Genomic DNA, 26,491 nt, shown 5'->3' on the forward strand with positions numbered 1-26,491 from the left:
GCGGAGCTAGGAGCGGGAGCCTTGAGTGTGGCACGAAGATTTCGATAAAAATAGACATATTTACAGTGGGATGATTTTAGTTTCGATGTTCTGGAAGCGGAAAAGCAAGCCGGCGGAAGCGGTGCGTAGCGGTTTTTCGATCCCCGAGGGGCAGCGCGTATACGCGATCGGGGACATTCACGGCCGCGACGATCTTTTCGCGCAGCTTGTCGATATGATCCGAGCCGATCATGCGGCGCGGGGCCCGGCGAAGATCAGTTTGATTCTTCTCGGCGATCTGATCGATCGCGGACCGAGCTCGGCCGAAGTGATCGAACGGGCCATGTCGTTGCACACGGAATTTCCGGACACGCGCCTGCTCATCGGCAACCATGAAGAATGTTTTCTGGCCGCTTTGGCAGGCGACGTGCGCCGCCTCCGCTATTTCATGCGGATCGGCGGCGATGCGACGGTCCGAAGCTATTGGAAAGACGATGCCGACCTCGCTGGCGCGAGTTTCGAGGAAGTTGCTGAGCGACTTCCGCAGATGGTCCCCGCCGAACATGTGAAATTCCTGGGCGATGGAGAGGACGTCATCGAAATCGGCGATTATGCCTTCGTTCACGCGGGCATTCGGCCGGGCGTCCCGCTGGAGAAGCAGGCCCTGGCCGACCTGCGCTGGATTCGCGACGAATTCCTCGACGATATGGGCGATCACGGAAAGATGATCGTTCATGGTCATAGCATCACCAACGAACCCGACGAGCAGGCCAACCGGATTGGGATAGATATCGGCGCCTTTCGCAGCGGGGCGCTCGCGGCTCTGGGGCTTGAAGGGGAAAAGCGCTGGTTCCTCTTCTCACGCGAGGAAGCTGCGAGAGCCGATCGCGCCGCCTGACCAGCTTTAAACCTCCTTCGGTATCGATAGCTGAATGGTTTCGACACCGGCTTTCCAAGGTCTTGTTCTTGCCACCCGGAGCGGCAGCGTCTAATCGTCGCCGGCAATCGCCAAGCGCCGATTTCTTATCATTTTATGGATTGCGGGAACGAATGAGCCAACGGAGAAAGCCTGCGCGTGTTTCACGGTCAAGCCCACCGCTTACCGACATGAAACTGTCCGAATGGGTACCGGTGCTATTTTTGGCATTTGTTTTCCTGCTCGGCGGCGGCGCGCGCAGCGATATCGCATCGCTGCCGATTTTGCGCGGAATGTCCGTTCTATTTGCCTTCTGGGCCGCGCTGCGACTGCGCGGTGAAGATTGGAAGCGGATTCGTGTTCCTCTGACCCTCTTGCTTCTTCTCGCGCTTTGGATGGCGCTCCAACTCGTTCCGCTTCCAGCCAGCATCTGGCATGGGCTTCCGGGGCGTGACACGATCGTGGCAATCGACCGTCTGACGGGGCAGGCCGAGCTTTGGCGTCCGCTCTCGCTTACGCCATCGCAAACGCTCAACGCGCTGCTGGCGATGACCGTGCCGATTGCCGCTTTGCTAGTCGCAGCGCAAATGACATCGGAAGAATATCCTCGACTATTGATGACGGTGGTTGCCCTTGCCTGCGCCAGCATGCTGTTGGGGCTTCTCCAGATATTGTCGGGCCCCGCCAGCCCGGCCTATCTTTACCGGATCGCCAACACAGATTCGATGATCGGACTTTTTTCCAACCGCAATCATCATGCCATCTTCCTCGCCTGCGTGATTCCACTCGTTGCGTTTGCCTTGCGCGACGAACTGATGCGTAAACGCAAGCGCCCTATGGTCGGTATCGGGTTGGCTCTTGCAGGGATCATGCTGACCGTGATGACAATCATGATTGGTTCGCGCGGCGGGTTGTTGGCGGGCGTCATTTCCTTCGTAATCGGCTATGCGATTGTCGCCGGTTCCTGGGGGACAGCCGATCTGTCTTCGGGTCGCGGGTTATCGCGATACCGCCGCTGGTTCTTGTATGCGCCTCCCGCATTGATGGTGCTTTTCGTGGGTTTAAGCCTGTTTCTGTCGAGCCGCACGACGGCTCTGACGCGTTTCATGGACCAGAGCGTCGGTGATGATCTGCGCGTTTCGGCATGGCCTACGGTCCGGTCCATGATTGAAACCTATTGGGTGGCGGGCAGCGGTTTCGGCTCCTTTCCGGGCGTGTACAAGATGTTCGAACCCGACAGGCTGCTGCAAGGGGCCTATTTCAACCATGCGCACAATGACTGGGCCGAAGCGATCATGACCGGCGGCTTGCCGTTCGCGCTGATTGTTGGATGCGCGCTTGTCTGGTTTGGCGTGACGGTTTCCCGGCGAGGTACGCGCAACTTGATCAAGGGGCATCGCGGAGACTTCCGGCTGCCGATCCTGACGATCGTTCTGATTCTGGCGACGACCAGCCTTGCCGACTATCCTTTGCGAGTGCCTTCCCTCCAGAGTCTGGCCATTATCCTGGTTTTGTTTCTTTGCTGTCCGAAGCTCGCCGGGACGCGCAGAGATGGTTTGCAGTAGAAACCATAATGTCTATAGCGCGATTTCCATTTTTGACCGGATCTATCCCCCATGAACCGATATTTCGTCTGTAACATTCTCGCGGCGGCGCTGCTCGCGGGATGTGCCGGCAAAGCGCCACCCGTAGCGAGTGCTCCGAATGCACCCACAACATTGTTGGCCGAACTGCCGGTGCCAGAATCGTCCGACGTCATCCGATCGACACGATTGGCGTTCATCGGACCTTTCAGTGAGTTGCGCGTCGAGGTATTCGGCGTTCCTGAATTGCAGCGCGACATTCTGACGGACGGTGAGGGGAATTTTGCATTCCCTCTGATCGGGACCGTCGCCGCGGCGGGAAAGACACCCGACAAGATAGCTGAAGAGGTGCAGGCCCGTCTTGCAGGGCGTTATATTCGCGATCCTCATGTGACGGTGAACTTTCTGTCAACGGATAATCCGCTGGCGGCTCAGTCGAGAGTCGTCACTGTCGATGGTCAGGTGAACAAGGCTGGTGCCTATCCTGTTGTCGGTCGCGTTACGCTGATGCGGGCCGTTGCCCTTGCAGGAGGCCTCAACGAATTTGCCAAGCTAGATGATGTGATAGTTTTCCGCGACGTCGGCGCGAAAAACTATGTCGGCATCTATAATCTGGGGGCCATCCGGCGCGGCAATTATGCCGATCCGGAAATTTTCCCCAATGATATCGTCATCGTCGGCGATTCGCCCGCCCGCCGTCGTTTCAAGGACATCCTGCAGGTTGTGCCCGCGCTGCTGTCGCCGCTTATTCTCCTGACGGACAGCTTCAATAACAACTGATGCCCGGTACGGACCTCAGACAGGAATTAATTGCGCAATGATCGAATTGACTAATAGCAAGGGTGACCCCGCATCGACGCCATATTTGGAGGCGTCGGCCGCTGGTTCGGGTAGCAGCATTTCGGTGGGCGAGCAGGTGTGGGCCGCCATAGTGAATCACCGCAATCTTGCGATTGGTCTGTTAGGAGGCGTATTTCTTATAGGTCTTCTGCTAACTCTTTTGGCAACGCCGAAATATACCGCGACGACGCGGATCGAGGTTCTGCCGGATGCTCCTGTGGCAACCTCGGTCGAAGGCCAGCGTGACAAGGCGCTGATCAACGAAATTTCCTTCTACAATACGCAATATTCACTGTTGCGGTCTGAATCGCTATCCGATCGCGTGGTGCGCGCCGGAAACCTGACAGCCGACAAGGATTTTCTTACCGCTTTCGATCTCGATGATGCCGATGCCTCGATGACTAGTGCGGAACGGCAGAATCGCGCCAAGAAGGCGGCAGACATTCTGATCGACCGGCTTGCCGTATCACCTTTGCGCAACTCGAGCTTGATCGATGTGAGTTTCACCACGCCGTCCCCCCGGCTTTCCGCCAAATTGGCGAATCTTTGGGCACAGCAATATCTTCAGGCCAGCATCGATCGTCGCTTTGCCGCGACCTCTGACGCGCGTAAATATCTGGAAACGAGGCTGGAGCGGCTGCGCGAGAATCTGGAAACTTCCGAGCGCGCACTTATCAACTATGGCAATAACAAGGGTATCGTGACGATCTCGTCGCAACGCGATGCCAATGGCCGGACACAGACGGAAACGCTCGTCAGTTCCGATATTGCGGAGGTCAGCAAGGCCCTGGCGAAGGCGCGTGAAGATCGAATCGCCGCCGAAGCCGAAATCAACAATACCATGACCGGAAGCGCCGCGATCGCGGCGCCGACGATTGGCGTTCTGCGTCAGCGTCGCGCGGAAATGGAGGCCGATTTGGCGAAACTGCGGACCACGTTCGCCGAGGATTATCCGAGCGTGGTTTCGCTTCGCGCACAAATCGCCAATCTCGAGCGAAATATTGCAACCGAAGTTTCGCGTTCCACCCATGGTAATCGGGAAGCCTATAACGCGGCGGTCAAACGCGAGCGCGACATGAAAGGCGAGTTGGATCGACTGACGCAGAAATATAATTCTCAGCAGCGTGAATCGATTGAAATGGCGATTTTGCAGCGTGAGGTGGATTCGAACCGACAACTCTATGACGGATTACTTCAGCGTTATAAGGAGATCGGGGTAGCTGGCGTCGGAACCAATAATATTTCGGTGGTCGATAGCGCGCAAGTACCGGAGAAGCCGTCGAGCCCCCGGTTGTTGCTGAATCTGGCGCTGTCGTTGGTGACCGGTATGGCGCTATGCGCCGGTATGATCTTCTTCCTCGAGAAGATGGATAGCTCGATCCGTGATCCGCAGGATGTCACGAAACGCTTTGACCTGCCGCTGCTGGGGGTCATTCCCGAAACAGCCCAGACGGTCGCGGGTGACATCCTCGACAAGAAATCGATGATTTACGAAGCGTATTTCTCGGTAATGACCAACCTCAGCTTCCTGACAGAACATGGTGCACCACGTTCGATCATGCTGACTTCGTCGCGCCCGCAAGAAGGGAAGAGCAGTTCATCTTTGTCGCTCGCTTCGGTGCTTGTCGCGACAGGCAAATCGGTAATTCTCGTTGATGCAGATATCCGAAACCCGTCCCTAAACCGCTACCTCGACATGCCGAACAAGCGGGGCCTTAGCCATTATCTCTCTGGCGACGATAATCTGGACGAGATGATCACTACGTTGCCGCAGTTCGGCTTTTCGCTGATGACCGCCGGCAAAACGCCGCCGAACGCTGCGGAGTTGCTGGGCAGCGATCGTCTCTCGACTCTCATCGATCTGCTGCTGGCACGGTATGATCATGTTCTTATCGACTCTGCGCCTTTGCTGGGGCTCGCTGATGCGCCGCTTATCGCTCGTCGTGTCGAAGGCGTGCTGTTCACGATCGAGGCCAATTCGACGAAGAGCCGGGTTATCGCCACGGCGCTGATGCGATTGAAGATGGTGGGCGCCAAATTGTTCGGCGCGATCGTGACCAAAGTCGGCGTGAAGAATAATGCCTATGGCTATGGCTATGGCTATGGTTACGGCTATAGCTATGGATCGACTGAAAAAAAGCCCGAAGCGCAATAGTGCCTTCGTAGATCGGGACGGGGCAGTGACTGTCGCAAGAATAGTAGCTTGGGTGATTGCGGCGACGGCGGGAATCGGCGTCGGCTTGTCGAGCTACGCCATTTCTAACGAAACCCGTGCTCCCAGGCGGACGCTGGCACTCGGGGTGCTGCCGGTCGGGACAGCGAAAGCGAACCTTGCATTGGATTCCTTCGCGGCGCGGCGCGCACGCGATCCGAGGGTATCGGTGAGCGCCCGTGAGTTGCGTTGGGCGCGAGAGGCTTATCAATCCGAGCCACTGGCGGCCTCTGCCGTTGCGCTTCAGGCACTGCAATTGACCGGGAAGGCTGATTCGGAACGACGTTGGGCACTGCTCGAGGCTGCAGGCAAGCTAACGCGTCGTAACTCTCTGACGAACATTATGTTGATCGAGACCGCAGCTCGCCGAAACGACCAGCGCAGCTTTTTTACCTGGATATCCCGGACAATGCTGACTGGCAGTTCGGCCGGACAGGCGTATGCCACGGCGATGGCGGACGCAACCGCGCGTGACGGGGCTGTCAAGGCGCTCATCGATGTGCTGGGTCCGAACCCGCGTTGGTCAGATCTCTATTGGCAGCTGATTAATGGACGTCCCGCCAGTTTCACCAACGCTGCGAAGTTACGGATCGCACTGACCAAAAAGCCATGGAACCAGACGGCTATCAAGCAGAATGATGGCGACCTTGTGCAGGGGCTTGCAGGTGCGGGCAAGTTCGACGAGGCATGGGAACTCGCCGACGCGCTGCGTCCTCGTATGGCGTCGAAGGGCAATGTCCTCGCCGATGGCAGCTTTACCGGGGCGCCGTTGCTTGCTCCTTTCGACTGGCAACTCTCGACGCTCGGCAATCTGGGTGCTTTGATCGACAGGCGCCAGAAGCAGCTCGTCATTTCCGCCGTCGGTGGTGCCAGCGGTCCGGCCGCGCGCCAGTTGGTTCGTCTGATGCCCGGAACCTATCGGTTCGCTTGGTCGATGGCCAGCAACGCGCCGGTTACCGATGGCGCGCTATCGTTCCAGATTCGTTGTGCGGAGGCAAATGTGCCTTCGGCGACCGAGGTTTCGATCCCGCTCGTTGCAGGCAAACGCTATGTTGACGTCAAGGTGGCGGACGGCGCGTGTCGCTGGCATTGGGCCTCGATCGATGTCGCCTTGCCCGACGACGCGATGGGCGTCGATGCCATGCTGTCGAGCCTTTCGCTGGCTGCTGTTTCCTGATCGACCTTGATGTTGCCGATTTAGCAAGAAGTTCCGGTTAGGTCCGGTTTCGATTGCCGCTCGGTTGGCAGAATTGTATCGCGAGGGAGGCCCAATTGGCGATCGAGAAAAAGACATCGCCTGCTGGCGGGAATGTCGGTTCCCGGCCGCGTCGCGTTCTGATTACCGGGACGGCCGGTTTCATCGGTTTTCACCTTGCAGACCTGCTCCTCTCCGAGGGTTTCCATGTCTACGGGTACGACGGATTCACGGACTATTACGACCTTGAGTTGAAGCGCCGACGTCATGAAATATTGTTGCGGCACCCGAACTTCGATGCATCCACGGCGATGCTCGAAGATAACGAGCGCCTGTGGGAGGCGGCTGAAGCCTTCGCACCGGACGCGATCGTTCATCTCGCCGCGCAGGCGGGGGTCCGCTACAGCCTCGAAAACCCGCGCGCCTATATCGACAGCAATGTCGTGGGAACCTTCAACGTGATGGAAGCGGCACGGAAGCTGAACGTCGCGCACCTGCTGATGGCGTCCACCTCCTCGGTCTACGGCGGCAACGAGGCGATGCCCTTCGCCGAGACGGACAAGGCCGATCTGCCGCTTACCATCTATGCCGCGACTAAGAAGGCAGCGGAAGCCATGGGGCATGCCTATGCCCATCTATGGAATCTGCCGACGACCATGTTTCGCTTCTTTACCGTCTATGGTCCCTGGGGGCGCCCCGATATGGTGCCCTATAAATTCGTCCAGGCGATGGTCGAGGGGCGACCGATCGATATCTACAACAATGGCGATATGTACCGCGACTTTACTTATGTCGGCGATCTCGTTCGCGGCATCAGGATGTTGATGGATGTCGCTCCGGTCTGCCCCGGCGAGCAGACGGGCACGGTGCCAGGCGACAGCCTTTCGCCCGTCGGCCCGTTCCGCGTCGTGAACATCGGCAATTCCGACAAGGTTCGCCTTCTCGACTTCATCGATGCGATCGAAGCCGAACTGGGTATCAAGGCGACGCGAAACTATATGCCGATGCAGATGGGCGACGTGACGGCGACCTGGGCCGACTGTTCGCTGTTGAACCGGTTGACGGGATATCGACCCGATACGCGCTTTGAAGATGGTGTTGCACGCTTTGTCGAATGGTTTCGCGAGTATAATCGCGACGGGTCGCACTGAACCGGGGAAATTGTTCGAGGCCGTTGTCGTCGAGCGACAGGGTATGGCTCCGCGATCGTTGATGCGGTGTCGGGAAAAGCGGCGAGTATCGCGCTCCCAAATCCTCCCTTAATTTCGCAGGGAATCAATCGCCAAGTCTGCCTGCACATATGCCGTTGCGCCGGTAAAAGATTGCGAATCACGACTTCTTTCCATAGGGGGCGTGTGCAATCGAAAGGTCTTGGTGACTCCCCCATGCAAAATTTTATCGATGGCCTCGCGGCAAAAACCTTGCGCGTCGGCATTTTGGGTCTTGGCTATGTCGGTATCCCGCTGGCCAAGCGGATATCGTCGGTGGGCCTGCCGGTCCTCGGCTTCGACATCGTTCAGGAGCGGGTCGATGAACTGAACGCCGGTACAAGCCCGATCAAGCATATCGGCAATGACGAGATTGCCCGGATGTGCGCTTCGGGTTTCGAGGCGACGACGGACTTCAGCCGCTCGGCCGAGTGCGACGCGCTGATCATCTGCGTGCCGACGCCGCTCAATCTCTATCGCGAGCCCGACCTCAGTTTCGTTACCTCGACGATGGACAATCTGCTGCCGTATCTGCGCAAGGGCCAGATGCTGTCGCTCGAAAGCACGACCTGGCCCGGCACGACCGAAGAAGTCCTGCTGCCTTACGTCGAAAAGGCCGGGCTGACGGTGGGGGAAGACTTCTTCCTCGTCTATTCGCCCGAGCGCGAGGATCCGGGCAACGCTTCCTTCGACACGCAGACGATCCCGAAGGTGATCGGCGGTCATACCCCGACCTGCCTCGAGCTTGGCACGGCGCTCTACGCCGCGTTCATCGACCGCGTGGTTCCGGTGAGTTCGACCAAGGCGGCCGAGATGGTCAAGCTGCTCGAGAATATCCATCGTTCGGTAAATATCGGCCTCGTCAACGAGTTGAAGATTGTTGCCGACAAGATGGGTCTCAACATCTTCGAGGTCATCGATGCCGCGGCGACTAAACCCTTCGGCTTCACCGCCTATTATCCGGGACCGGGGATCGGCGGACACTGCATTCCGATCGATCCCTTCTATCTGACGTGGAAAGCGCGCGAGTTCGGGCTGCACACGCGCTTCATCGAACTGGCCGGCGAAGTGAATGCGTCCATGCCGCAATATGTCGTGGACAAAACCATCGGTGCGCTCAACACGCACGGGAAGGCGGTCAAGGGCGCGAAAGTCCTCGTGCTCGGTATCGCCTACAAGCGCGACGTCGATGACATGCGCGAAAGCCCGTCGGTGTTCGTCATGGAACTGCTGCGCGATCTGGGTGCGGATGTCGCTTACAGCGATTCGAACCTCCCGGATTTCCCGGAGATGCGGGAACATGATTTCAACCTCTCGTCGATGCCGCTGACGGCGGAGAATATCCGCGCGCAGGATGCGGTGCTACTGCTGACCGACCACAGCGATGTCGACTATGATTTCATCGCGCGCGAAGCGCGTCTGGTGATCGACACGCGCGGCAAGCTCGACTTTTCCTTGCCGAATGTGATGCGAGCATGAGCCAGCCTCGTATCGCCCATGTCGGTTGTGGCTATTGGGGCAAGAATCTGGCGCGCAATTTCGCCGAGCTTGGCGCGCTGGATGCGATCGTCGATGATCATCGCGAGACCGCCGAGCGTATCGCAGAGGCGACCGGTGCGCGGATCGCGACGCTTGACGAGGTGCTCGCCGATCCGGCGATCGATGGTGTTTCCTTCGCGACCCCGGCCGAAACCCATGCGGCGCTCGCGCTCTGCGCTCTGGAAAGCGGCAAGCATGTCTATGTCGAAAAGCCCGTCGCGCTGTCGCCGGGCGATGCCGAAAAACTGATCGAGGTCGCGGCGCGGTACGACCGGCGGCTGATGGTCGGGCATCTGCTGCAATATCATCCGATCTTTCGCAAAATGCGCGAGATGGTGCGTTCGGGTGCCATCGGCGACCTTGGCTATGTCTATTCGAACCGCATGTCGCTGGGCAAATTCCGGATCGAGGAAAATGTCCTCTGGTCCTTCGCGCCCCACGACGTGTCGATGATCCTGTCGCTCGTCGACGCCGAATGCACCGGGCTGACGGCACAGGGCGCGGCAATCGTGACCCCGGGGATCGAGGATTGGGCGCTGCTCCAGCTCCGTTTCGCCAACGGTCTCAAGGGCCACATCCAGACGAGCTGGCTCCACCCCTTCAAGGAACAGCGCCTCGTCGCGATCGGCAGCGAAGGCATGCTGGTGTTCGAGGATTCGACACCGGCATGGGAAGACAAGCTGCGGCTCTATCGTCACCGGATCGACCGTGAGGGTCCGGTGCCCGTACCGCATTCGGCCACCGCCGAAACGATCATCGTCGAGAAATCGGAGCCGCTGCGGAACGAGTGCCAGCATTTCCTCGACTGCATCGCGAGCGGCAGCGCGCCGCTGACCGACGGGGCCGAGGGGCTTGCGGTGCTGAACGTATTGCGCCGAGCCTCCGACGCGCTGGCATCTGTATCCTAGAAAAGGTCGACCATGACGATTCATCCCAAAGCCGTCGTCCACGAAAGCGCGTTCGTGGACGACAATGTGTCGGTCGGCGAGGACACACGCATCTGGCACTTCGTCCATGTGCTGCCGCACACCACGATCGGCGCGCGCTGTTCGCTCGGCCAGAATGTGATGGCGGGGCCGCATGTCACGATCGGCGACAATTGCAAGATCCAGAACAATGTCGCGCTCTACAAGGGCGTGACCCTGGCTGACGACGTGTTTTGCGGCCCGTCCTGCGTGTTCACCAATGTGCTGACGCCGCGCGCGTTCGTCGAGCGCAAGGACGAGTTTCGTGACACACCGGTGGGGAAGGGGGCTACGATCGGCGCCAACGCCACGATCGTCTGCGGAAACAGCCTCGGCGAATATTGCATGGTCGCGGCAGGCGCAGTCGTTACGCACGACGTGCCGCCCTTTGCGCTCGTCGCGGGCGTCCCCGCGCGGCGTATCGGCTGGGTCTCGCGCACGGGCGAACGCCTCGACGAAACGCTTGTCTGCCCGCGCACGGGCGAAGTCTATGAAGAAATCGACGGCGCGCTGCGCCTGGTTGAAGGTTGAACCATCATGACGATCGAATTTATCGACCTCAAGGCGCAGCAGGCACGGATCAAGGACAAGCTCGACGCGCGTATCCAGGCGGTGCTCGCGGGCGGCGCCTATATCATGGGTCCCGAAGTGCGCGAACTGGAAGGCAAGCTGGCGGAATTTTGCGGTGCGAAGCATGCACTGACCTGCGCCAACGGCACCGACGCGCTGCACTTGGCGCTGATGGCGCTCGGCGCGAAGGCAGGCGACGCGGTTTTCTGTCCGTCCTTCACCTTTGCCGCGACCGCTGAAATCGTCCCCCACGTCGGCGCGACGCCGGTCTTCGTCGATGTTGACGGGCGGACGTTCAACCTGTGTGTCGAAAGCCTGAAACGCGCCATCGTCCACGCGAAGGAACTGGGTCTGCGTCCGGCCGGGATCATTCCGGTCGACCTTTTCGGCCTTCCCGCGGATTATGAGCCGATCGAGGCGATTGCCCGTGAAAACGGCATGTGGATCATCGCCGACAGCGCGCAGGGTTTTGGCGCGACTTACAAGGATCGCACCACGGGCAGCATCGGCGACATTGCCACGACATCCTTCTTCCCGGCAAAGCCGCTCGGCTGTTACGGCGACGGCGGCGCGGTGTTCACCAGCAACGACGAGCTGGCGGCGCTGATCGGCTCGCTGCGCGTCCACGGCAAGGGCAGCGACAAATATGACAACGTCCGCATCGGCGTGAACAGCCGGCTGGATACGCTGCAAGCGGCGATCCTTCTCGAAAAGCTCGCGATTTACGCCGACGAACTGGACGCGCGGCAGGTGGTGGCGGGCCGCTATTCGGCGGCGCTGGGGGAGCGGTTCCAGACCCCTTATATCCCGAACGAGATGCGCTCGGTCTGGGCGCAATATACGCTGCGCGCCGCCTCGACCGAGGAACGCGATGCCGCGATGGCGGCACTGAAGGCGGAGAATATTCCCAGCGTCGTCTATTATCCGATGCCGCTTCACCAGCAGGGCGCCTACAAAAATTATCCGGCCGATCCCGCCGGATTGTCGACGTGCGCCGATCTTGCGAAAACCGTTTTCAGCCTGCCGATGCATCCCTATCTTACGGAGGAGGATCAGAACCGGGTCCTCGGCGCGATGCTAGGATAAGGTGTCGGCATAGCAAGCAGGTTTCATGCGGGGATGTTTCTGGACCAATGGAGCCCGGCTCGAAGTAGAGTACGACACGCGCGACAGATATCGGCGGGTGCATGAGCCGCTGGTTAAGCTATGAAAATGGCCTGTCACCAGGAATGCCGATGACGAATCGATGGGTTGGCGCGATCAAGAGACTCGCAGGAAGTGGTTTTCTGCGGTCGGTTTCCACGCTGGTGTCGGCGGGGGTCGCTGGACAGGCTATTCTACTGGCAATCATGCCGCTGATTACTCGGCTCTATACGCCGGCAGATTTTGGCGTAGCGGCAGTGTTCGGCGCACTGATGTCCACGTTGCTGATGGCGTCCAGCCTCCGCTACGAGATGGCGATCGTTCTGCCGCGTTCTGACCGACAGGCCGAAGTTCTCATGCGACTGGCGCTGATTTTGACCGTGTCTTCCGCCGCCGTCGTTCTCATTATTGTCGCCATCTGGCGTACACCCATCGCAAGGATATTGCGTGTGCCGGATATGGAAGGGCTGTTGTGGGCGCTGCCGCTCGCGCTGGTCGGGGCAGGCGCTTATCGCATATTCAATTTCTGGGCGGTCCGAAAAGAAGCCTTCGGCCAGATCGCTCGAACGCGAATTTGGCAGTCATTGGCGAATGCCGCCACTCAGCTTTCCATCGGTATTTTGGGTTCCGGACCCTTGGGATTGATCACGGGTCAGGTCGTCGGCCTAGCCGTGGGCGGCAAGAGCCTGTCCCGAGGTGCCCGCGTTCGGGCGCGGCTCGATTGGGCCGAATGGCACCGGATCAGGAGCGCCGCGCGGCAATATGCGCGCTTTCCCAAATATGACGTGCCGGCGGCGCTGGTCGATACGCTCAGCGTGCAACTGCCCAATCTTTTGCTGGCGCTGTTGTTCAGCCCCGCTGTGGCAGGCTGGTACATGCTCGCGGATCGAATGATTCTCACACCGCTGTCGTTGATCAGTCAGGCTGTCGGGCAAGTGGTCTATGCGAAGAGCAGGGACCATGTCATGCAGGACAGTCTGCTGACATCGACCGCGAAAATCGCTGGCCTTCTCGGGCTGGGAGTTACAGCCGCAGGTTTGATATTCGTTCCACTCGCGCCGATGCTGTTCGATTATATCTTTGGATCACAGTGGGAAAGCGCCGGTCTTTATTCGGCAATCCTGTTTTTCGGATTTGCCGCGCAGTTCGTCTACTCCTCGATATCGTTGACTTTGCCAGCGACCGACGGGCAGCATCTGAATCTCGTGATTCACGTCATATTGTTGGTCGGGAAATCCCTGGCTTTGCTTTATGGATATATGCAAAGCAGCGCTCTCACGGCGATTGTCGCCTTCGCATTGGCGACTTTCATCGGCAATGTTATGGCGATCGCCATCATCCTCCTTCACCTGCGGAAATGCTCTACAGCAGCGCAGGCGCTCTCCAGCAACGGAAGAGTTTAACATGTGCGGCATCATCGGCGGCTTCTGGCGACACACGCGCGCCGGAATCGAGGAGCGGGCTGCCGCGGCGCTCGATCTTCTCAGCCATCGTGGACCGGATGACCGGGGTCTCGAAGCGCTGTCGTGCGCGCACGGGACCGTCTTGCTCGGCCAGCGGCGGCTGTCCATCATAGATCTTAGCAGCGGCGGGCATCAGCCGACGCATACTGCGGACGGGGCGCTGTCCATCGTCTATAACGGCGAAATCTACAATTATCGCGAGTTGCGGGATGAATTGCGCGCCCGCGGGCGGATATTCACGACCCAGTCGGATACGGAAGTCCTGCTTGCCGCGTGGGCCGAATGGGGGCGTGCCTGCCTGACTCGGCTGGAAGGAATGTTCGCTTTCGTCGTCTATGACCGTCGGCGTGACGTGATGACCTGCGTCCGCGACGCATTCGGGATTAAGCCGCTCTTCATCCACGCCGACGGCGACGAGTTTCTGTTCGCGTCGGAGCAGCCGGCGCTCGCGGCGCTTCGTTTGCGTACGCCACGCCCCGATTTGCAGCGGGCCTATGACTATCTTGTCCATGGCGACTATGATAGCGCGCACCGCACGTTCGTCGAAGGCGTGCACCATCTGCCCCCCGGATCGCTGCTGGAAGTCGATCTGCGCACGGGACGGTTATCCGATCCGGATTTCTGGTGGCGCGTCCCGGTCACCCAGACATCCGTACTGTCGTTCGATCAGGCAGTGGAGGCGACGCGCGAGCAATTCCTGCAAAATATCCGGCTGCATCTGCGGAGCGACGTGCCGTTGGGCGCCGCGCTGTCCGGCGGAGTCGATTCCTCCGCGGTGGTCTGTGCGATACGCCACGTCGAGCCGCAAATCGACATCCACACGTTTAGCTACATCGCCGACAATGACGCGCTTTCGGAAGAAAAATGGATCGATCTCGTCAACGAGACGGTCGGCGCTAAACCTTATAAGGTGCGCGCCAGTGCAAGCGACCTGGCCCGCGATCTCGACCGGCTGATCCAGGTGCAGGGCGAGCCGTTCGGCAGCACCAGCATCTATGCCCAATACCTCGTCTTCCAGCGCGCCAAGGCGGCGGGAATCACGGTCACTCTGGATGGTCAGGGTGCCGACGAACTGCTCGCGGGCTATGACGGCTATCCCGGGCAACGGATGCTCAGCCTGTTCGAAGACGGGCGGTTTGTGGGCATGCATCGGTTCGCACGTGCCTCTGCGGACTGGCAGGGGCGCTCCTATCGGCGCACCTGGATGGAACTGGGGCGCGCCATCCTGCCGGATTGGGTCTATGCGCGCAGCCGCAAGGCCATGGGACGGGACTTCCGTCCGGACTGGCTCGACATCGACATGCTCGAGCGAGCCGGCGTCCACTTCGGTGAAGCGCGGACTCCGTTAAGGAAGACTCATCGCGGTCGCCGGGTGATCGAACAGCTCGGCTACAGCTTGCAGAATCGGGGGCTCCCTCATCTCCTGCGGCACGGTGATCGCAATGCGATGGCCTTCTCGATCGAAAGCCGCGTGCCTTTCCTGACCGTCCCGATGGCTGAACTGCTGCTTGGTCTTCCCGAGGACTATCTTATTTCCGATCAGGGGGAATCGAAGCGCGTTTTTCGGGCTGCGATGCGCGGGATCGTTCCGGACGCGATTCTCGATCGACGCGACAAGATCGGCTTCGCGACCCCGGAACAGGAATGGTTGACGGCGATCGCGCCGATCGCGCGGGGGTGGTTGGCTGATGCCGCGGATATTCCTTTCATCCGCCAGCATAACTTGACGTCGGTGTTCGACGATGTGATGAGCGGTCGCAAGCGATTCAACTGGCAATTGTGGCGGTGGATCAATTATGCGCGTTGGTATATCCGCCAAGGATTTGAGTCTTTCTAATGATTGATCGTACATTAAAGCCAATAAGGAAGGGCCATGCGCCTGCATATGTCAAAGATAATAAGGTAAGCCGTTTCAAAATTCCATTTTTATATTTTATATACTATAGTCTCCTTTGCTATTTGTACATTAATTATCTATCGATTGACTGGTCATATATGGGGTTTGACCTATATATTGAGCCTTTGAATGTCATATTTTCGGTAGGTGCACTAATCCTATTTGCGTTCATGGCTCCCGTCGATCGCGACGCGCGATCGATTTTACTGAACATCTTTCTATCCATCTATCTGGTGCCGCTGCTGGTTCTGTTGGCGTTGGGCGGGCGTCCTCTAAGCTCATTGTTCATTGTGGCCGCATGTTCATTGGTAATGTTCCAGATTAGTAGGATTCGGCTTCCTTCAGTGGAGTTTGTCAAGGTTAGTCCAGAATTTTTTCTGGGAGCTATCGCATTCTTGTCAGTTATTCTTATAATGATGCTTTACTTTTTTTTGGGCTTTAAGTATTTTAACATAGACTTCAGAGAGGTCTATAACTTCAGAGAGGATGCGGCGGAGAATCTTCCATCACTATTTTCCTATCTGTCGTCCATATTTTCAAAGGCGCTGATACCTCTTGGCGTGGTTTCTGCGCTGCTTTATCGGCAGCCTCTTGTTGTCCTGGGATTTGCCGTTATATCCCTTTTTCTTTTTGGATTTACTAGCCACAAGTCGATGATTTTTTACCCCTTGATCGCAGCAATTATTTATTATTCTTTGAGCCGGTCAATAGATTATTCCAAGATCTTGATTTTACTTGTAGCGGCTATGGCCGTTTGCGTTATCGATGTCGCGTTGATGTCCTTGAATGGACCGGATTCGGTCTGGGGATGGTACACTAGTCTTTTGTTGCGTCGGGCCCTTTTTGTTCCGCCGTTGCTGGATTTTCACTATATTGAGTTTTTTTCAAACCACCCACTCATCTATTGGGCCGACTCTCGTCTGACATTTGGACTTCTGCAAAGTCCCTATGATCTGACTGCTCCCTACCTGATCGGCAACGTGTATTTTGGAGACGATACGGGTGCGAACACCGGATTTATCGGTAGTGGTTTTGCTCAGGCGGGCTTGTTCGGCGCGCTGCTTTATTCGGCTGGCGCCGGGCTTACATTGGCGCTTTTAAATGCCCACGGGCGGCGGCAAGGCGTGGCCTTCATCTCGTCCGTCACCGCTATCCAGATGGTGACGATGTTTTCTTCTACCGACTTCGTGACCTTGTTCTTGAGCCACGGTGTGCTGCTGTCGTTCTTGTTGCTTGGGATCATCGATCCTCCCCAGCTACGACAGTCGGCGACGAGGCAAACGGCCCGTGTTTCAAAGGGGGCAAGGCCTTTTTGAATGAGTCAGGTTGATGCGCTCATCGTGCAGATGACGACGGCACGTCCACGCAACGATTCCCACGTTAGGTTGAGAGGGGCGATGTCTGCGCGTGTGCTCGACGTCCGTGTGCGCCTGGCGCGAATGACGCGCGGCACTAGACGGATGGCCAGTTTCGCGGCGGCGCAGGAGAGGGCTGCGCACGCAACGCCTTGGCGGTCAACTATCTCGTGCCTGTGGGCGTGGGGACATGCTGGAGATTAACATGGAAGTTGTTCATCTGACGTCCGCACATTCGCGTTTCGACATACGCATTTTCAGGAAAATGTGTGAGAGTTTGGTCAAGGCGGGTTATGCAGTTTCGCTGATCGTTGCTGACGGCGAAGGGAACGAGAGTTCTGAAAGCGGTGTCCGCATCGTGGATGTCGGCCGTACGACCGGGCGGTTTAGCAGGATGATCGGCGCGACCCGGAAGATAAAGAAAGCGGCGCTTGCGCTCGATGCCGACCTCTATCACCTGCACGACCCGGAACTGCTACCGGTCGGCCTGACGCTGAAACGTCGCGGCAAGCGCGTCATATTCGATTTTCACGAAGATGTGCCGAAGCAATTGTTGAGCAAGCCTTATCTGAACCCCCTGTTGCTGCGTTTGCTGTCGTCTATATTCGCGCGTTATGAAGCATGGGCCGTGCCGAAGTTCGACGCCATTGTAGGCGCCACGCCTGCGATCACGGAAAAGTTCCGCGATGGGGCAAGGCGCGCGGTGAACGTCAATAATTTTCCGTTACTCGGGGAGTTGGAGAGTTCGCTGCCGTGGGACGGCAAGGCGAATGAGGTCGCCTATGTCGGAGGCATTTCGACGATCAGAGGTATCCTTGAACTTGTCGAGGCCCTCGAAAATGCCGAGTCGGATGCCCGGCTCAATCTCGTGGGCGTTTTCGGGGACAGCGCTTCTGAGCAAAAAGCCAAGAGTCTTGCCGGGTGGAAGCAGGTGAATCCCGTCGGTTTTCTCGACCGGACCGGCGTGCGCGACACGCTGGCCCGCTCGGTGGCAGGGATGGTGACCTTTCTGCCGCTGCCTAATCATGTCGACGCACAGCCCAACAAGATGTTCGAATATATGTCCGCAGGCATCCCGGTGATCGCCTCCGACTTTCCATTGTGGCGGGAGATCATTGTCGGGCATGGCTGCGGTCTTTGCGTCGATCCGGAGGACCCCAGGGCCATCGCCGCCGCGATCGATATGCTGGTGTCGGATCGAGCGCGCGCCGAACGGATGGGGCGCAACGGCCGCGCGGCGGTGCGGGAGGTCTTCAACTGGTCCAGAGAAAAGGAAAAGCTGCTGCAACTTTATAGGGATGTTCTGTCATGAGCGGAAAACGGACCATCGTCACGATCGTCGGCGCGCGCCCGCAGTTCATCAAGGCGAGCGCGGTGTCGGCCGCCGTTGCGGCCTCGCGCGTCCTGCGAGAGGTCATCGTGCATACCGGCCAGCATTATGACGCCAATATGTCCGATGTGTTCTTCGAGGAATTGGGCATACCCCGCCCGGCCCATAATCTCGATGTGCACGGCGGACCGCACGGCGCGATGACCGGGCGGATGCTGGAGGGAATAGAAGGCTTGCTTGTCGAGCTTCGTCCCGACGCCGTGCTGGTCTATGGCGACACCAATTCGACCTTGGCGGGCGCGCTCGCGGCGGCAAAGCTGCACATTCCGGTCGCGCATGTCGAGGCGGGGCTGCGCAGCTTCAACAGGAAAATGCCGGAAGAGGTGAACCGCGTCCTGACCGACCGCATTTCCGACTGGTTGTTTGCGCCGACGGAGGAAGCCTGCGCCCATTTGCGCCGCGAAGGCATGGCGCCGGACCGCATCCTCAATGTGGGTGACGTGATGTTCGACGTGGCGTTGCTGCATGGTGGCCGGGTGACAGAGAAGGGACGCTTGCTGGAGCGGCTGAATCTCGAACCGCGGCGCTATGCGCTGGCGACAGTTCACCGCGCGGAAAATACCGATGATCCACAGCGGCTGGCCAACATCGTCGATGCGCTGATCGCGCTGGCCAAGGACATCACGGTCGTGTGGCCGGTACATCCGCGAACCCGTGCTATCCTTTCAGAATCGAGTCGGCTGGCTGAGGCGGAGCGGGAGATCTGCATCGTCGATCCGGCGGGCTATCTCGATATCGTGCAACTGGAAAAATTCGCTGCGCTGATTGCCACCGATTCGGGCGGTGTACAAAAGGAGGCTTTCTTCCACAAAGTGCCTTGCGTCACGCTGCGCGGCGAAACCGAGTGGAACGAACTGATCGAAGCCGGATGGAATCGACTTGCCCCTCCCGTTTCGTCCGGCGGCATGATTGAGGCTTTTCACGTCGCGCTCGGCAGTCAGGGTCAATCTGTCGCTCCCTATGGCGAGGGCAGGGCGGCGGACACAATCGTGGCCTGCCTAGAGGATGCGTTGACATCCTGATGCGACAGGCGATTGTTATTCTTATAAGAGAAGAGACGTTGATATGTGCGGCATTTTCGGAATTATCTCGTCCGCTCCATGGCCGAAGGGCGATCTGGTCGAGCTGACGCGCTACGCGCAGCAGCGCGGCCGGGATTCCAGCGGGCTTCTGTTCCTGCGCGATGACGCCTATCAAGTGCATCGCGCCAACTTTCCGATCTCCCGGCTTCTGGAAGAAGCCCGCCCCTATGACACGCCGATCGTTATGGGGCATAGCCGGCTGATCACCAACGGCCTAGACGACAACCAACCCGTGCTGCGCGAAGACATATGCGTCCTGCACAATGGCATCGTGGTCAATCACGAGGCGATCTGGAAAGAGATCGGCGAGCAGCGCTATCAGCAGATCGATACCGAAGTGATCCCGGCGATCGCGGCCCGGCATCTGCGGCAGGGCGGCACGGTCGAGGGCATCGCGGGGGCCGTTCTGGGCTTGTGCAAGGGGGTCGTCGCCTGCGCGCTCGCGCTGCCCCGGCTGGGCAAGCTGTGCCTCTTTTCCAATAACGGAAGCCTTTATGTCGGCAGGAAGGGCGAGGCGGTCTATTTCTCCTCGGAATCCTGGCCGCTTACGCAGGTCGGCTGCTCCGATATCGAGCAGGTCCGGGATGAAGGACGGATCATCGACATTCCAGCCTCCGACGCGGCCTATGTCGTATCCGACAAGGGTGGACGTGGAACGAACCTGATACCCGATCTGGTCTTTTCGTCTTTAGAGGAAAATCTCCTCGTCGATGCGAAGCCCGACGTTCGCCGATGCACGCGCTGCGTCCTGCCGGAAACGATGCCATATATCCGCTTCGACGAAGAGGGCGTTTGCAATTATTGCACGAACTACCGGCAACGCAACGCGCCGAAACCCAAGCAGGAACTGTTCGATCTGGTGGCGCCATTCCGCCGCGAGGCGGGCGCGGACTGCGTGGTGCCCTTTTCGGGCGGGCGCGACAGTTGCTACGCGCTGCACCTGATCGTCAACGAGCTTCAGATGAAGCCGATCACCTATACCTATGACTGGGGGATGGTGACAGACCTCGGCCGGCGAAATATCAGCAGGATGTGTGCGGAGCTGGGCGTCGAGAATATCATCGTCGCCGCCGACATCACGAAAAAGCGCGACAATATCCGCAAGAATCTGACGGCGTGGCTGAAGGCGCCCGACCTGGGGATGATTAATATCCTGATGGCGGGGGACAAGCACTTTTTTCGCCACGTCGAGACGGTCAAAAAGCAAACGGGCATTTCGCTCAACCTGTGGGGCGTCAATCCGCTCGAGACCACGCACTTCAAGGCCGGCTTCCTCGGCGTCCCGCCCGATTTCGAGGAGGACAAGGTCTATAGCAATGGCGCGATGAAACAGCTTCGCTATCAATATCTGCGCTTCAAGGCGATGAGCCGCAGCCCCGGCTATTTCAACAGCTCGCTTTGGGATACGCTGTCGGGCGAATATTACCGGAGCTTCCACACGAAGACCGACTATTTCCACGTTTTCGATTATTGGACATGGGAAGAGCCGGTCGTCGATCAATGCCTGGCGATGTACGATTGGGAAAAGGCGCCCGATACCGCGACGACCTGGCGGATCGGGGACGGCACGGCCGCTTTCTATAACTATGTCTATCACACCGTCGCCGGCTTTACCGAGCATGATACCTTCCGCAGCAACCAGATCCGCGAGGGTCAGATGACCCGGCAAGAGGCGCTCGCGTTGATCGAGGATGAAAACCGGCCGCGCTATGCGAACATCAAATGGTATCTTGATGCGGTCGGTCTCGACTTCGCCGACACGATCCGCGTCGTGAACGCGGTGCCTCGCCTTTATCAGGATGCGCGCCGGTGAGCGCATGCCTGTGGTATGTATCGAAATATACGGGGTTGCCGGCCGACCGGGTCGGCGAACGATCGTTCATGTTGCTGCGCGAGATGGTACGCAAGGGCCATCATTGCGTCCTTTTCACCGCGAACTCCCACCATCTGATCGCCCGGCCAGACTTCGACGGTTCCCACAGAACCGAACAGGTCGATGGTGTGGAAATTTGTCGGATTCGGACACGCAAATATAAGGGCGCGAAGTCTCTGGGGCGTATCCTCAGCTGGTTCGATTTCGAATGGCGGCTGTGGCGGCTGCCCAAGCAGGACTTTTGCAAACCCGACACGGTGATCGTTTCCAGCCTGTCGCTGTTGACGATCTTCAACGGCCTCGTTCTGCGTCACCGCTATGGCTGCCGGCTGATCTTCGAAGTTCGCGATATCTGGCCGCTGACCTTGATCGAGGAAGGGGGATTCTCTCCCCGCAACCCGCTTGTCGCTGCGCTCGGGATGGTCGAACGGCTGGCCTACCGGCGTAGCGATGCGATCGTCGGCACTATGCCGAACCTGAAGGAGCATGTGGCGGAGCAGGTCGGATCCTCGCCACCGGTCCATTGCGTGCCGATGGGAATCGACCGCGCGCGGATCGATGGTGGCGAAACGCTGCCGCCCGACTATGTCGCCGCCCATATTCCCGACGGCAAGTTTCTCGTCTGCCATGCGGGGACGATCGGCATCACCAATGCGCTCGACACGCTGTTCGCTTGCGCGCGCGTCATGCGCGACGATCCGCGGGTTCATTTCCTGATTGTCGGCGACGGAGACCTCAAAGCCCATTATCAGGCGATGTGCGCCGATCTGCCCAACGTCAGTTTCGCGCCGGCGGTTCCGAAAGCGATGGTCCAGGACGTGTTGAAACGGTGCGACCTTCTCTATTTTTCCGTCCATGTGTCGAGGGTCTGGAAATACGGCCAGTCGCTCAACAAGGTCATCGATTATATGCTGGCCGGCAGACCGATCCTTGCCTCCTATTCGGGCTACCCCTCAATGGTCGATGAATCGGGAGGAGGCTCCTATGTGCCTGCGGGCGACGTCGATGCGCTTCGCATGGAAATCTTTCGTTATGCCGAAATGAGCGTTGAAGAACGCTCCGCAATCGGTGCGGCAGCGCACGACTGGTTGCTGAGCAACCGGACCTACGACCATCTGGCGCAGGATTATTTGAAGATTGCGCTGCCGGCACAGGCCGCCGCATAGCGTGCATGGACATGAAAAGATCATTCGACTTTGTCGCCGCACTCGCGATCCTGATCATCGTTTCGCCGATCCTGGCCCTGCTCGGCCTTCTCATCCGCATCAATATGGGGCGGCCCGTGCTGTTCAGGCAGATGCGTCCCGGCCTCCACGGCGCGCCCTTCGATATGGTGAAGTTCCGGTCGATGCGCGACGCGCATGACCGGGCCGGCAATCCCCTTGCCGACGCCGAACGGTTGACGCGGCTCGGCCGCGTTCTTCGCGCGACCAGCCTCGATGAGTTGCCCGAACTGTGGAACGTGCTCAAAGGCGATATGAGCCTGGTCGGACCGCGTCCGCTATTGATGGAGTATTTGCCGCTGTATAGCGCCGAACAGGCGCGGCGCCACGAGCTTCGCCCCGGACTGACCGGCTGGGCGCAGGTCAATGGTCGCAATGAGCTGGACTGGGATACGCGATTCGCCCTTGATGTCTGGTATGTCGATAATCGGAACCTGCTGCTCGATATTAAAATACTTGTCATGACATTTGCCAAGGTACTCAAGAGCGAGGGGATCAGCGCGGAGGGAGAGGCGACCATGTCGAAGTTCGAAGGCGCGGATCGCCAGTAAAAAGGGCCGCCCTCAAGAATCGGAGAGAATTATGACGAAACTGATCGGCATATACGGCGCCAGCGGCTTCGGGCGGGAAGTGATGCCTGTCGCCCGCGAGCAGCACGAGCGTGACGACGCACGGCTGGTCTTCATTGATGACAATTCCGTGGCCTCGGAAAGCACGATCAGCGGCCATGAGGCCCTGACATGGCAGGCTTTCACGGAGCAGGCCGGTGATGACGCGGCCGTGGCAGTCGCCATTGCGGACGCGGCCATTCGCGAACGGTTGATGGATCGCTGCGTCGATGCCGGCATGGCGTGCCGTACCATCCGCGCGCTCAATGTCGTGGTCGGCGACAATGTCGTGGTAGGCGAAGGCGCCATTCTGCAACCATTTGCCATGCTGACATCTGACATCCGTATCGGCCGCGGGTTTCATGCGAATATCTACAGCTATGTCGCGCATGACTGCGTTATCGGCGATTATGTTACCTTCGCACCGGGCGTCAAATGCAACGGCAACGTTCATATAGAGGATCGCGCTTACATTGGCACCGGTGCTATCTTGCGCCAGGGTACGCTCGACAGGCCGCTCGTGATCGGTGCGGGCGCCACCATAGGAATGGGAGCGGTTGTCACCAAAGACGTCCCTCCCGGCGTTACGGTCGTCGGGAACCCGGCGCGTCCATTGGAAAAGAAATGACATGTTGAATACCGCTTTCGCGCCTTGGCCCTGTTTCTCGGAGGAAGAGATATCCGCGGTCGCCGCGGTTCTGCGATCGAACCGCGTCAACTATTGGACGGGGGAAGAAGGCCGCGCGTTCGAGCGCGAGTTTGCCGAATGGGCGGAATGCGACCATGCGATCGCGCTCGCCAACGGCACCGTCGCGCTCGACCTTGCATTGCACGGTCTTGGCATCGGCGCGGTGAACGGCGGTGACGCCAGCGACGAGGTCGTCGTCACCCCCAGAACGTTCCTGGCTTCGGTTTCCTGTGTCGTGAACGCCGGAGCAAAGCCCGTATTCGCGGATGTCGATCGCGACAGCGGCAATCTTTCGGCCGCCACCATCGCGCCGGTTCTCACGCCGCAAACGCGTGCTGCCATCGTCGTCCATCTCGGCGGCTGGCCGTGCGATATGGATCCGATCATGGAGCTTGCCGAGGCGCGGGGCTTCAAGGTGATCGAGGATTGCGCGCAGGCGCATGGGGCTCGCTACAAGGGGCGCAGCGTCGGGTCGATCGGCCATGTCGGCGCCTGGTCCTTCTGTCAGGACAAGGTCATGACCACCGGCGGCGAAGGCGGCATGGTGACGACCAGTGACCGCAACCTCTGGTCGCGCATGTGGTCTTTCAAGGATCATGGAAAGAGCTGGGAGGCAGTCTATGAGCGGGCGCATCCGCCGGGGTTTCGTTGGCTGCACGAGGGATTCGGGACCAACTGGCGGATGATAGAGATGCAAGCAGTTATCGGCCGGATACAGCTTCGGCGCATGGCCGAATGGACCGCCGCGCGCACGCGCAATGCCGATATCATTCGCGCTGCCATTGCTCCTTTTTCGACAGGCGAGGGACCGCTGCGCGCGCCGCAACTGGCCGGCGAGGGCAGCATTCATGCCGAATACAAGCATTATGCCTATATCCGCCCGGACCGACTGGCCGACGGATGGGACCGGGACCGTATCATCGCCGAGATCGATGCTCGCGGAGTTCCCTGTTTCCAGGGCAGCTGTTCCGAAGTCTATCTGGAAAAAGCATTCGACGGCACCGGTCTGCGTCCGCTCCAGCGCTTGCCGGCGGCGCGAGATTTGGGAGAAACCAGCTTGATGTGGCTGGTTCATCCGACCTTGACCGAAGACCAAATGGCACTGACGGCCGCGGTCGTTGCTGACGTGCTTCGGGTCGCAACGGCGGAGCTGGTGTAGGCGCGCGGGGCGAGCGTGTATTTTTTACGTGAACGAGCCGTGGCTGACGCCATGTATAGTCGATGGAAGCCTCTGGTTTCGTAGAGCTGAGAGATTCGCATGGCGATCAGGCGTCGAGAAGCATTCATGTTCGTCGCAGGCGCGGCGGTAGCCGCCACTCGCTGTCATGCGAGTACGCCAAGTCGGGGCCAGGATGATAGCGATGCCTTGATCAAGATATTCGCCGACATGGCCAAGACCGGGCGAGCCATTTTGTCGAGCCGCACATATAAGGTGTCGAAGCCGCTCGTAATTCCACCCGGGGTCATTGAGGGCGGGAACGTAATCTTTGATTTTCGGGATGCGGATCCAAAGGATTTTCTGGCCGGAGTTTGCTTACTCGTAAAGGGTAGGGCACGAATGAAGCTGCCGCACCTGCAACGCGGCTTATCCGTCGGAACGCAAATATTTAGATTTATTGGGCCTCACGGACTGGGGACAGGCGACGCCTTTCAGCTTTCTGGGACCGTGGATTTTGCAGGAAATGGTGCCCGTTTCTATTATCGCAAGGGCGAGATGTTCCGCGTTGCCGAAGTTCTCGACTCAACCGGCATTCGCGTCGAGCAGGCCTGCCGCGATAGCTATCCCGCCGCTGGAACGGAGGTATGGAAGCGCGCAGGGGATCGCTTTACGCAAGGATGCGGTTCTCTGACCGTTCTCGGCCATGACGGCATCGACTATATAGCGGGCTTTGAAAATCTCGACCGGTCGGTCATCAGCAATGTCAGATGCGAAGGCGGAAAGCAGGCCGCGCTACATATCGACGACTGTTTTCAGTTGGTCGGTGAGCATATGCGCGCGTGGCAGACGGCAAGCGATGGGGCGGACCCCTATGGTTGCGTCGTCAGCAATAGCCAGGATGTGACCATTCGGGGCGAATGCTATGGTCATTTCAACGGCTTTACGGTCGGTGGCGACGACCCCGTCCATGGCAAAGTCGGCATGAATCGTGATTGCCATTTTTTCGGCAAAGCTGGAAGCCACCCAACTGCCGGCCTGTCGGGGGGTAATCTTCACGGCAACTGCGAATATTGTAGTCTGAACGGGACATTTTCCAACGGTGTCTCGATGGGCGGAGACAAGAACGAGGCGCATGGCGAATTCATCAAGAGCGGCAGTCCCCCAATTGTGCTTTCCGAAATGCACGGACACAGTTTCACGATAACGGGCATTGTGCGTACCACGGGCAAAGTCGAACTTTCGGAAGAAGTGGGCGCCTTGCATCAGACGGAATATGGCACTTACGCTCGCTACGGTGGCGTCTCGAAAATCGACCTCAAAATGTATGTGCCCAATGCCACGCGGATCCTAGTTTGGCGCCCGCTCGGGCTGATGCGGCGGGATGTCGACCTGAAGCTTGGGCTCGATATCATGGAAGCGGACCCGAAAATCAGAATCGCTGCGCTATATAGAATGTCCAATAGTGGTAACGAGCTTGCGTCAATCGAGTTCGACCGACTAAATTTGGTCGATAATCGCGTCCCAATTCGATGGGCGGTAGGGAAGGGAACCAGGTTGATTGGGCCAGCGGTTGGTAATGTTCGGGCAACGCGCGGATGATTTT

21 protein-coding genes are annotated in these 26,491 nt (G+C 58.8%); all 21 read left to right on the plus strand.

What is annotated here, in order from left to right; translation table 11 throughout:
* The first annotated feature begins 85 nt into the window (after positions 1-85).
* Complete coding sequence (locus ACE3SL_RS11350; RefSeq protein ID WP_374525910.1) at positions 86-877, plus strand: metallophosphoesterase family protein; 792 nt, start codon at positions 86-88, stop codon at positions 875-877.
* 209 nt (positions 878-1,086) lie between these two features.
* Positions 1,087-2,460: an O-antigen ligase family protein gene (locus ACE3SL_RS11355; protein ID WP_374525843.1), complete on the plus strand. Its 1,374-nt coding sequence runs from the start codon at positions 1,087-1,089 to the stop codon at positions 2,458-2,460.
* A gap of 51 nt (positions 2,461-2,511) precedes the next feature.
* The gene (locus tag ACE3SL_RS11360) at positions 2,512-3,258 is read left to right on the plus strand and encodes a polysaccharide biosynthesis/export family protein (protein ID WP_374525844.1); all 747 of its coding nucleotides are present in this window, start codon (positions 2,512-2,514) and stop codon (positions 3,256-3,258) included.
* Between the two features lie 37 nt (positions 3,259-3,295).
* Positions 3,296-5,473, plus strand: a complete 2,178-nt coding sequence (locus ACE3SL_RS11365) for a GumC family protein (protein WP_374525845.1) — start codon at positions 3,296-3,298, stop codon at positions 5,471-5,473.
* Positions 5,439-6,707 (plus strand): hypothetical protein, encoded by a 1,269-nt coding sequence (locus ACE3SL_RS11370; protein WP_374525846.1) that lies wholly within the window; start codon positions 5,439-5,441, stop codon positions 6,705-6,707. The genes ACE3SL_RS11365 and ACE3SL_RS11370 overlap by 35 nt, the downstream gene beginning before the upstream one ends.
* Positions 6,708-6,808: 101 nt before the next feature.
* Positions 6,809-7,876 (plus strand): GDP-mannose 4,6-dehydratase, encoded by a 1,068-nt coding sequence (locus ACE3SL_RS11375; protein ID WP_374525911.1) that lies wholly within the window; start codon positions 6,809-6,811, stop codon positions 7,874-7,876.
* A gap of 234 nt (positions 7,877-8,110) precedes the next feature.
* The gene (locus tag ACE3SL_RS11380; protein ID WP_374525847.1) at positions 8,111-9,412 is read left to right on the plus strand and encodes a nucleotide sugar dehydrogenase; all 1,302 of its coding nucleotides are present in this window, start codon (positions 8,111-8,113) and stop codon (positions 9,410-9,412) included.
* The gene (locus ACE3SL_RS11385; RefSeq protein WP_374525848.1) at positions 9,409-10,380 is read left to right on the plus strand and encodes a Gfo/Idh/MocA family protein; all 972 of its coding nucleotides are present in this window, start codon (positions 9,409-9,411) and stop codon (positions 10,378-10,380) included. Before ACE3SL_RS11380 ends, ACE3SL_RS11385 begins: the two co-directional genes overlap by 4 nt.
* A 12-nt stretch (positions 10,381-10,392) precedes the next feature.
* On the plus strand, positions 10,393-10,968 hold the full coding sequence (locus ACE3SL_RS11390; protein WP_374525849.1) for an acyltransferase: 576 nt from the start codon (positions 10,393-10,395) through the stop codon (positions 10,966-10,968).
* Between the two features lie 6 nt (positions 10,969-10,974).
* The gene (locus ACE3SL_RS11395) at positions 10,975-12,093 is read left to right on the plus strand and encodes a DegT/DnrJ/EryC1/StrS family aminotransferase (protein WP_374525850.1); all 1,119 of its coding nucleotides are present in this window, start codon (positions 10,975-10,977) and stop codon (positions 12,091-12,093) included.
* Between the two features lie 101 nt (positions 12,094-12,194).
* Positions 12,195-13,553 carry a lipopolysaccharide biosynthesis protein gene (locus tag ACE3SL_RS11400; RefSeq protein WP_374525851.1) on the plus strand — a complete coding sequence of 453 codons (1,359 nt, stop codon included), beginning with the start codon at positions 12,195-12,197 and terminating at the stop codon, positions 13,551-13,553.
* A 1-nt stretch (position 13,554) separates the two neighbouring features.
* Complete coding sequence (gene asnB, locus ACE3SL_RS11405) at positions 13,555-15,450, plus strand: asparagine synthase (glutamine-hydrolyzing) (protein WP_374525852.1); 1,896 nt, start codon at positions 13,555-13,557, stop codon at positions 15,448-15,450.
* Positions 15,451-15,680: 230 nt separating this feature from the next.
* On the plus strand, positions 15,681-16,826 hold the full coding sequence (locus ACE3SL_RS11410; protein WP_374525853.1) for a hypothetical protein: 1,146 nt from the start codon (positions 15,681-15,683) through the stop codon (positions 16,824-16,826).
* Positions 16,827-17,055: 229 nt separating this feature from the next.
* On the plus strand, positions 17,056-18,177 hold the full coding sequence (locus tag ACE3SL_RS11415; protein ID WP_374525854.1) for a glycosyltransferase family 4 protein: 1,122 nt from the start codon (positions 17,056-17,058) through the stop codon (positions 18,175-18,177).
* On the plus strand, positions 18,174-19,277 hold the full coding sequence (gene wecB, locus ACE3SL_RS11420; RefSeq protein ID WP_374525855.1) for a non-hydrolyzing UDP-N-acetylglucosamine 2-epimerase: 1,104 nt from the start codon (positions 18,174-18,176) through the stop codon (positions 19,275-19,277). The genes ACE3SL_RS11415 and wecB overlap by 4 nt, the downstream gene beginning before the upstream one ends.
* 43 nt (positions 19,278-19,320) lie before the next feature.
* Positions 19,321-21,150, plus strand: coding sequence for a hypothetical protein (locus tag ACE3SL_RS11425; protein WP_374525856.1), 1,830 nt, complete (start codon positions 19,321-19,323; stop codon positions 21,148-21,150).
* The gene (locus ACE3SL_RS11430; protein ID WP_374525857.1) at positions 21,147-22,376 is read left to right on the plus strand and encodes a glycosyltransferase family 4 protein; all 1,230 of its coding nucleotides are present in this window, start codon (positions 21,147-21,149) and stop codon (positions 22,374-22,376) included. The genes ACE3SL_RS11425 and ACE3SL_RS11430 overlap by 4 nt, the downstream gene beginning before the upstream one ends.
* A gap of 5 nt (positions 22,377-22,381) precedes the next feature.
* Positions 22,382-22,984: a sugar transferase gene (locus ACE3SL_RS11435; RefSeq protein ID WP_374525858.1), complete on the plus strand. Its 603-nt coding sequence runs from the start codon at positions 22,382-22,384 to the stop codon at positions 22,982-22,984.
* Positions 22,985-23,015: 31 nt separating this feature from the next.
* Positions 23,016-23,669 (plus strand): acetyltransferase, encoded by a 654-nt coding sequence (locus tag ACE3SL_RS11440; protein ID WP_374525859.1) that lies wholly within the window; start codon positions 23,016-23,018, stop codon positions 23,667-23,669.
* Positions 23,599-24,888: a DegT/DnrJ/EryC1/StrS family aminotransferase gene (locus tag ACE3SL_RS11445; RefSeq protein WP_374525860.1), complete on the plus strand. Its 1,290-nt coding sequence runs from the start codon at positions 23,599-23,601 to the stop codon at positions 24,886-24,888. The genes ACE3SL_RS11440 and ACE3SL_RS11445 overlap by 71 nt, the downstream gene beginning before the upstream one ends.
* A 207-nt stretch (positions 24,889-25,095) precedes the next feature.
* Complete coding sequence (locus ACE3SL_RS11450; protein ID WP_374525861.1) at positions 25,096-26,487, plus strand: hypothetical protein; 1,392 nt, start codon at positions 25,096-25,098, stop codon at positions 26,485-26,487.
* The last annotated feature ends 4 nt before the right edge of the window (positions 26,488-26,491 follow it).

It is taken from the genome of Sphingopyxis sp., assembly GCF_041916015.1.
Classification (GTDB): domain Bacteria; phylum Pseudomonadota; class Alphaproteobacteria; order Sphingomonadales; family Sphingomonadaceae; genus Sphingopyxis.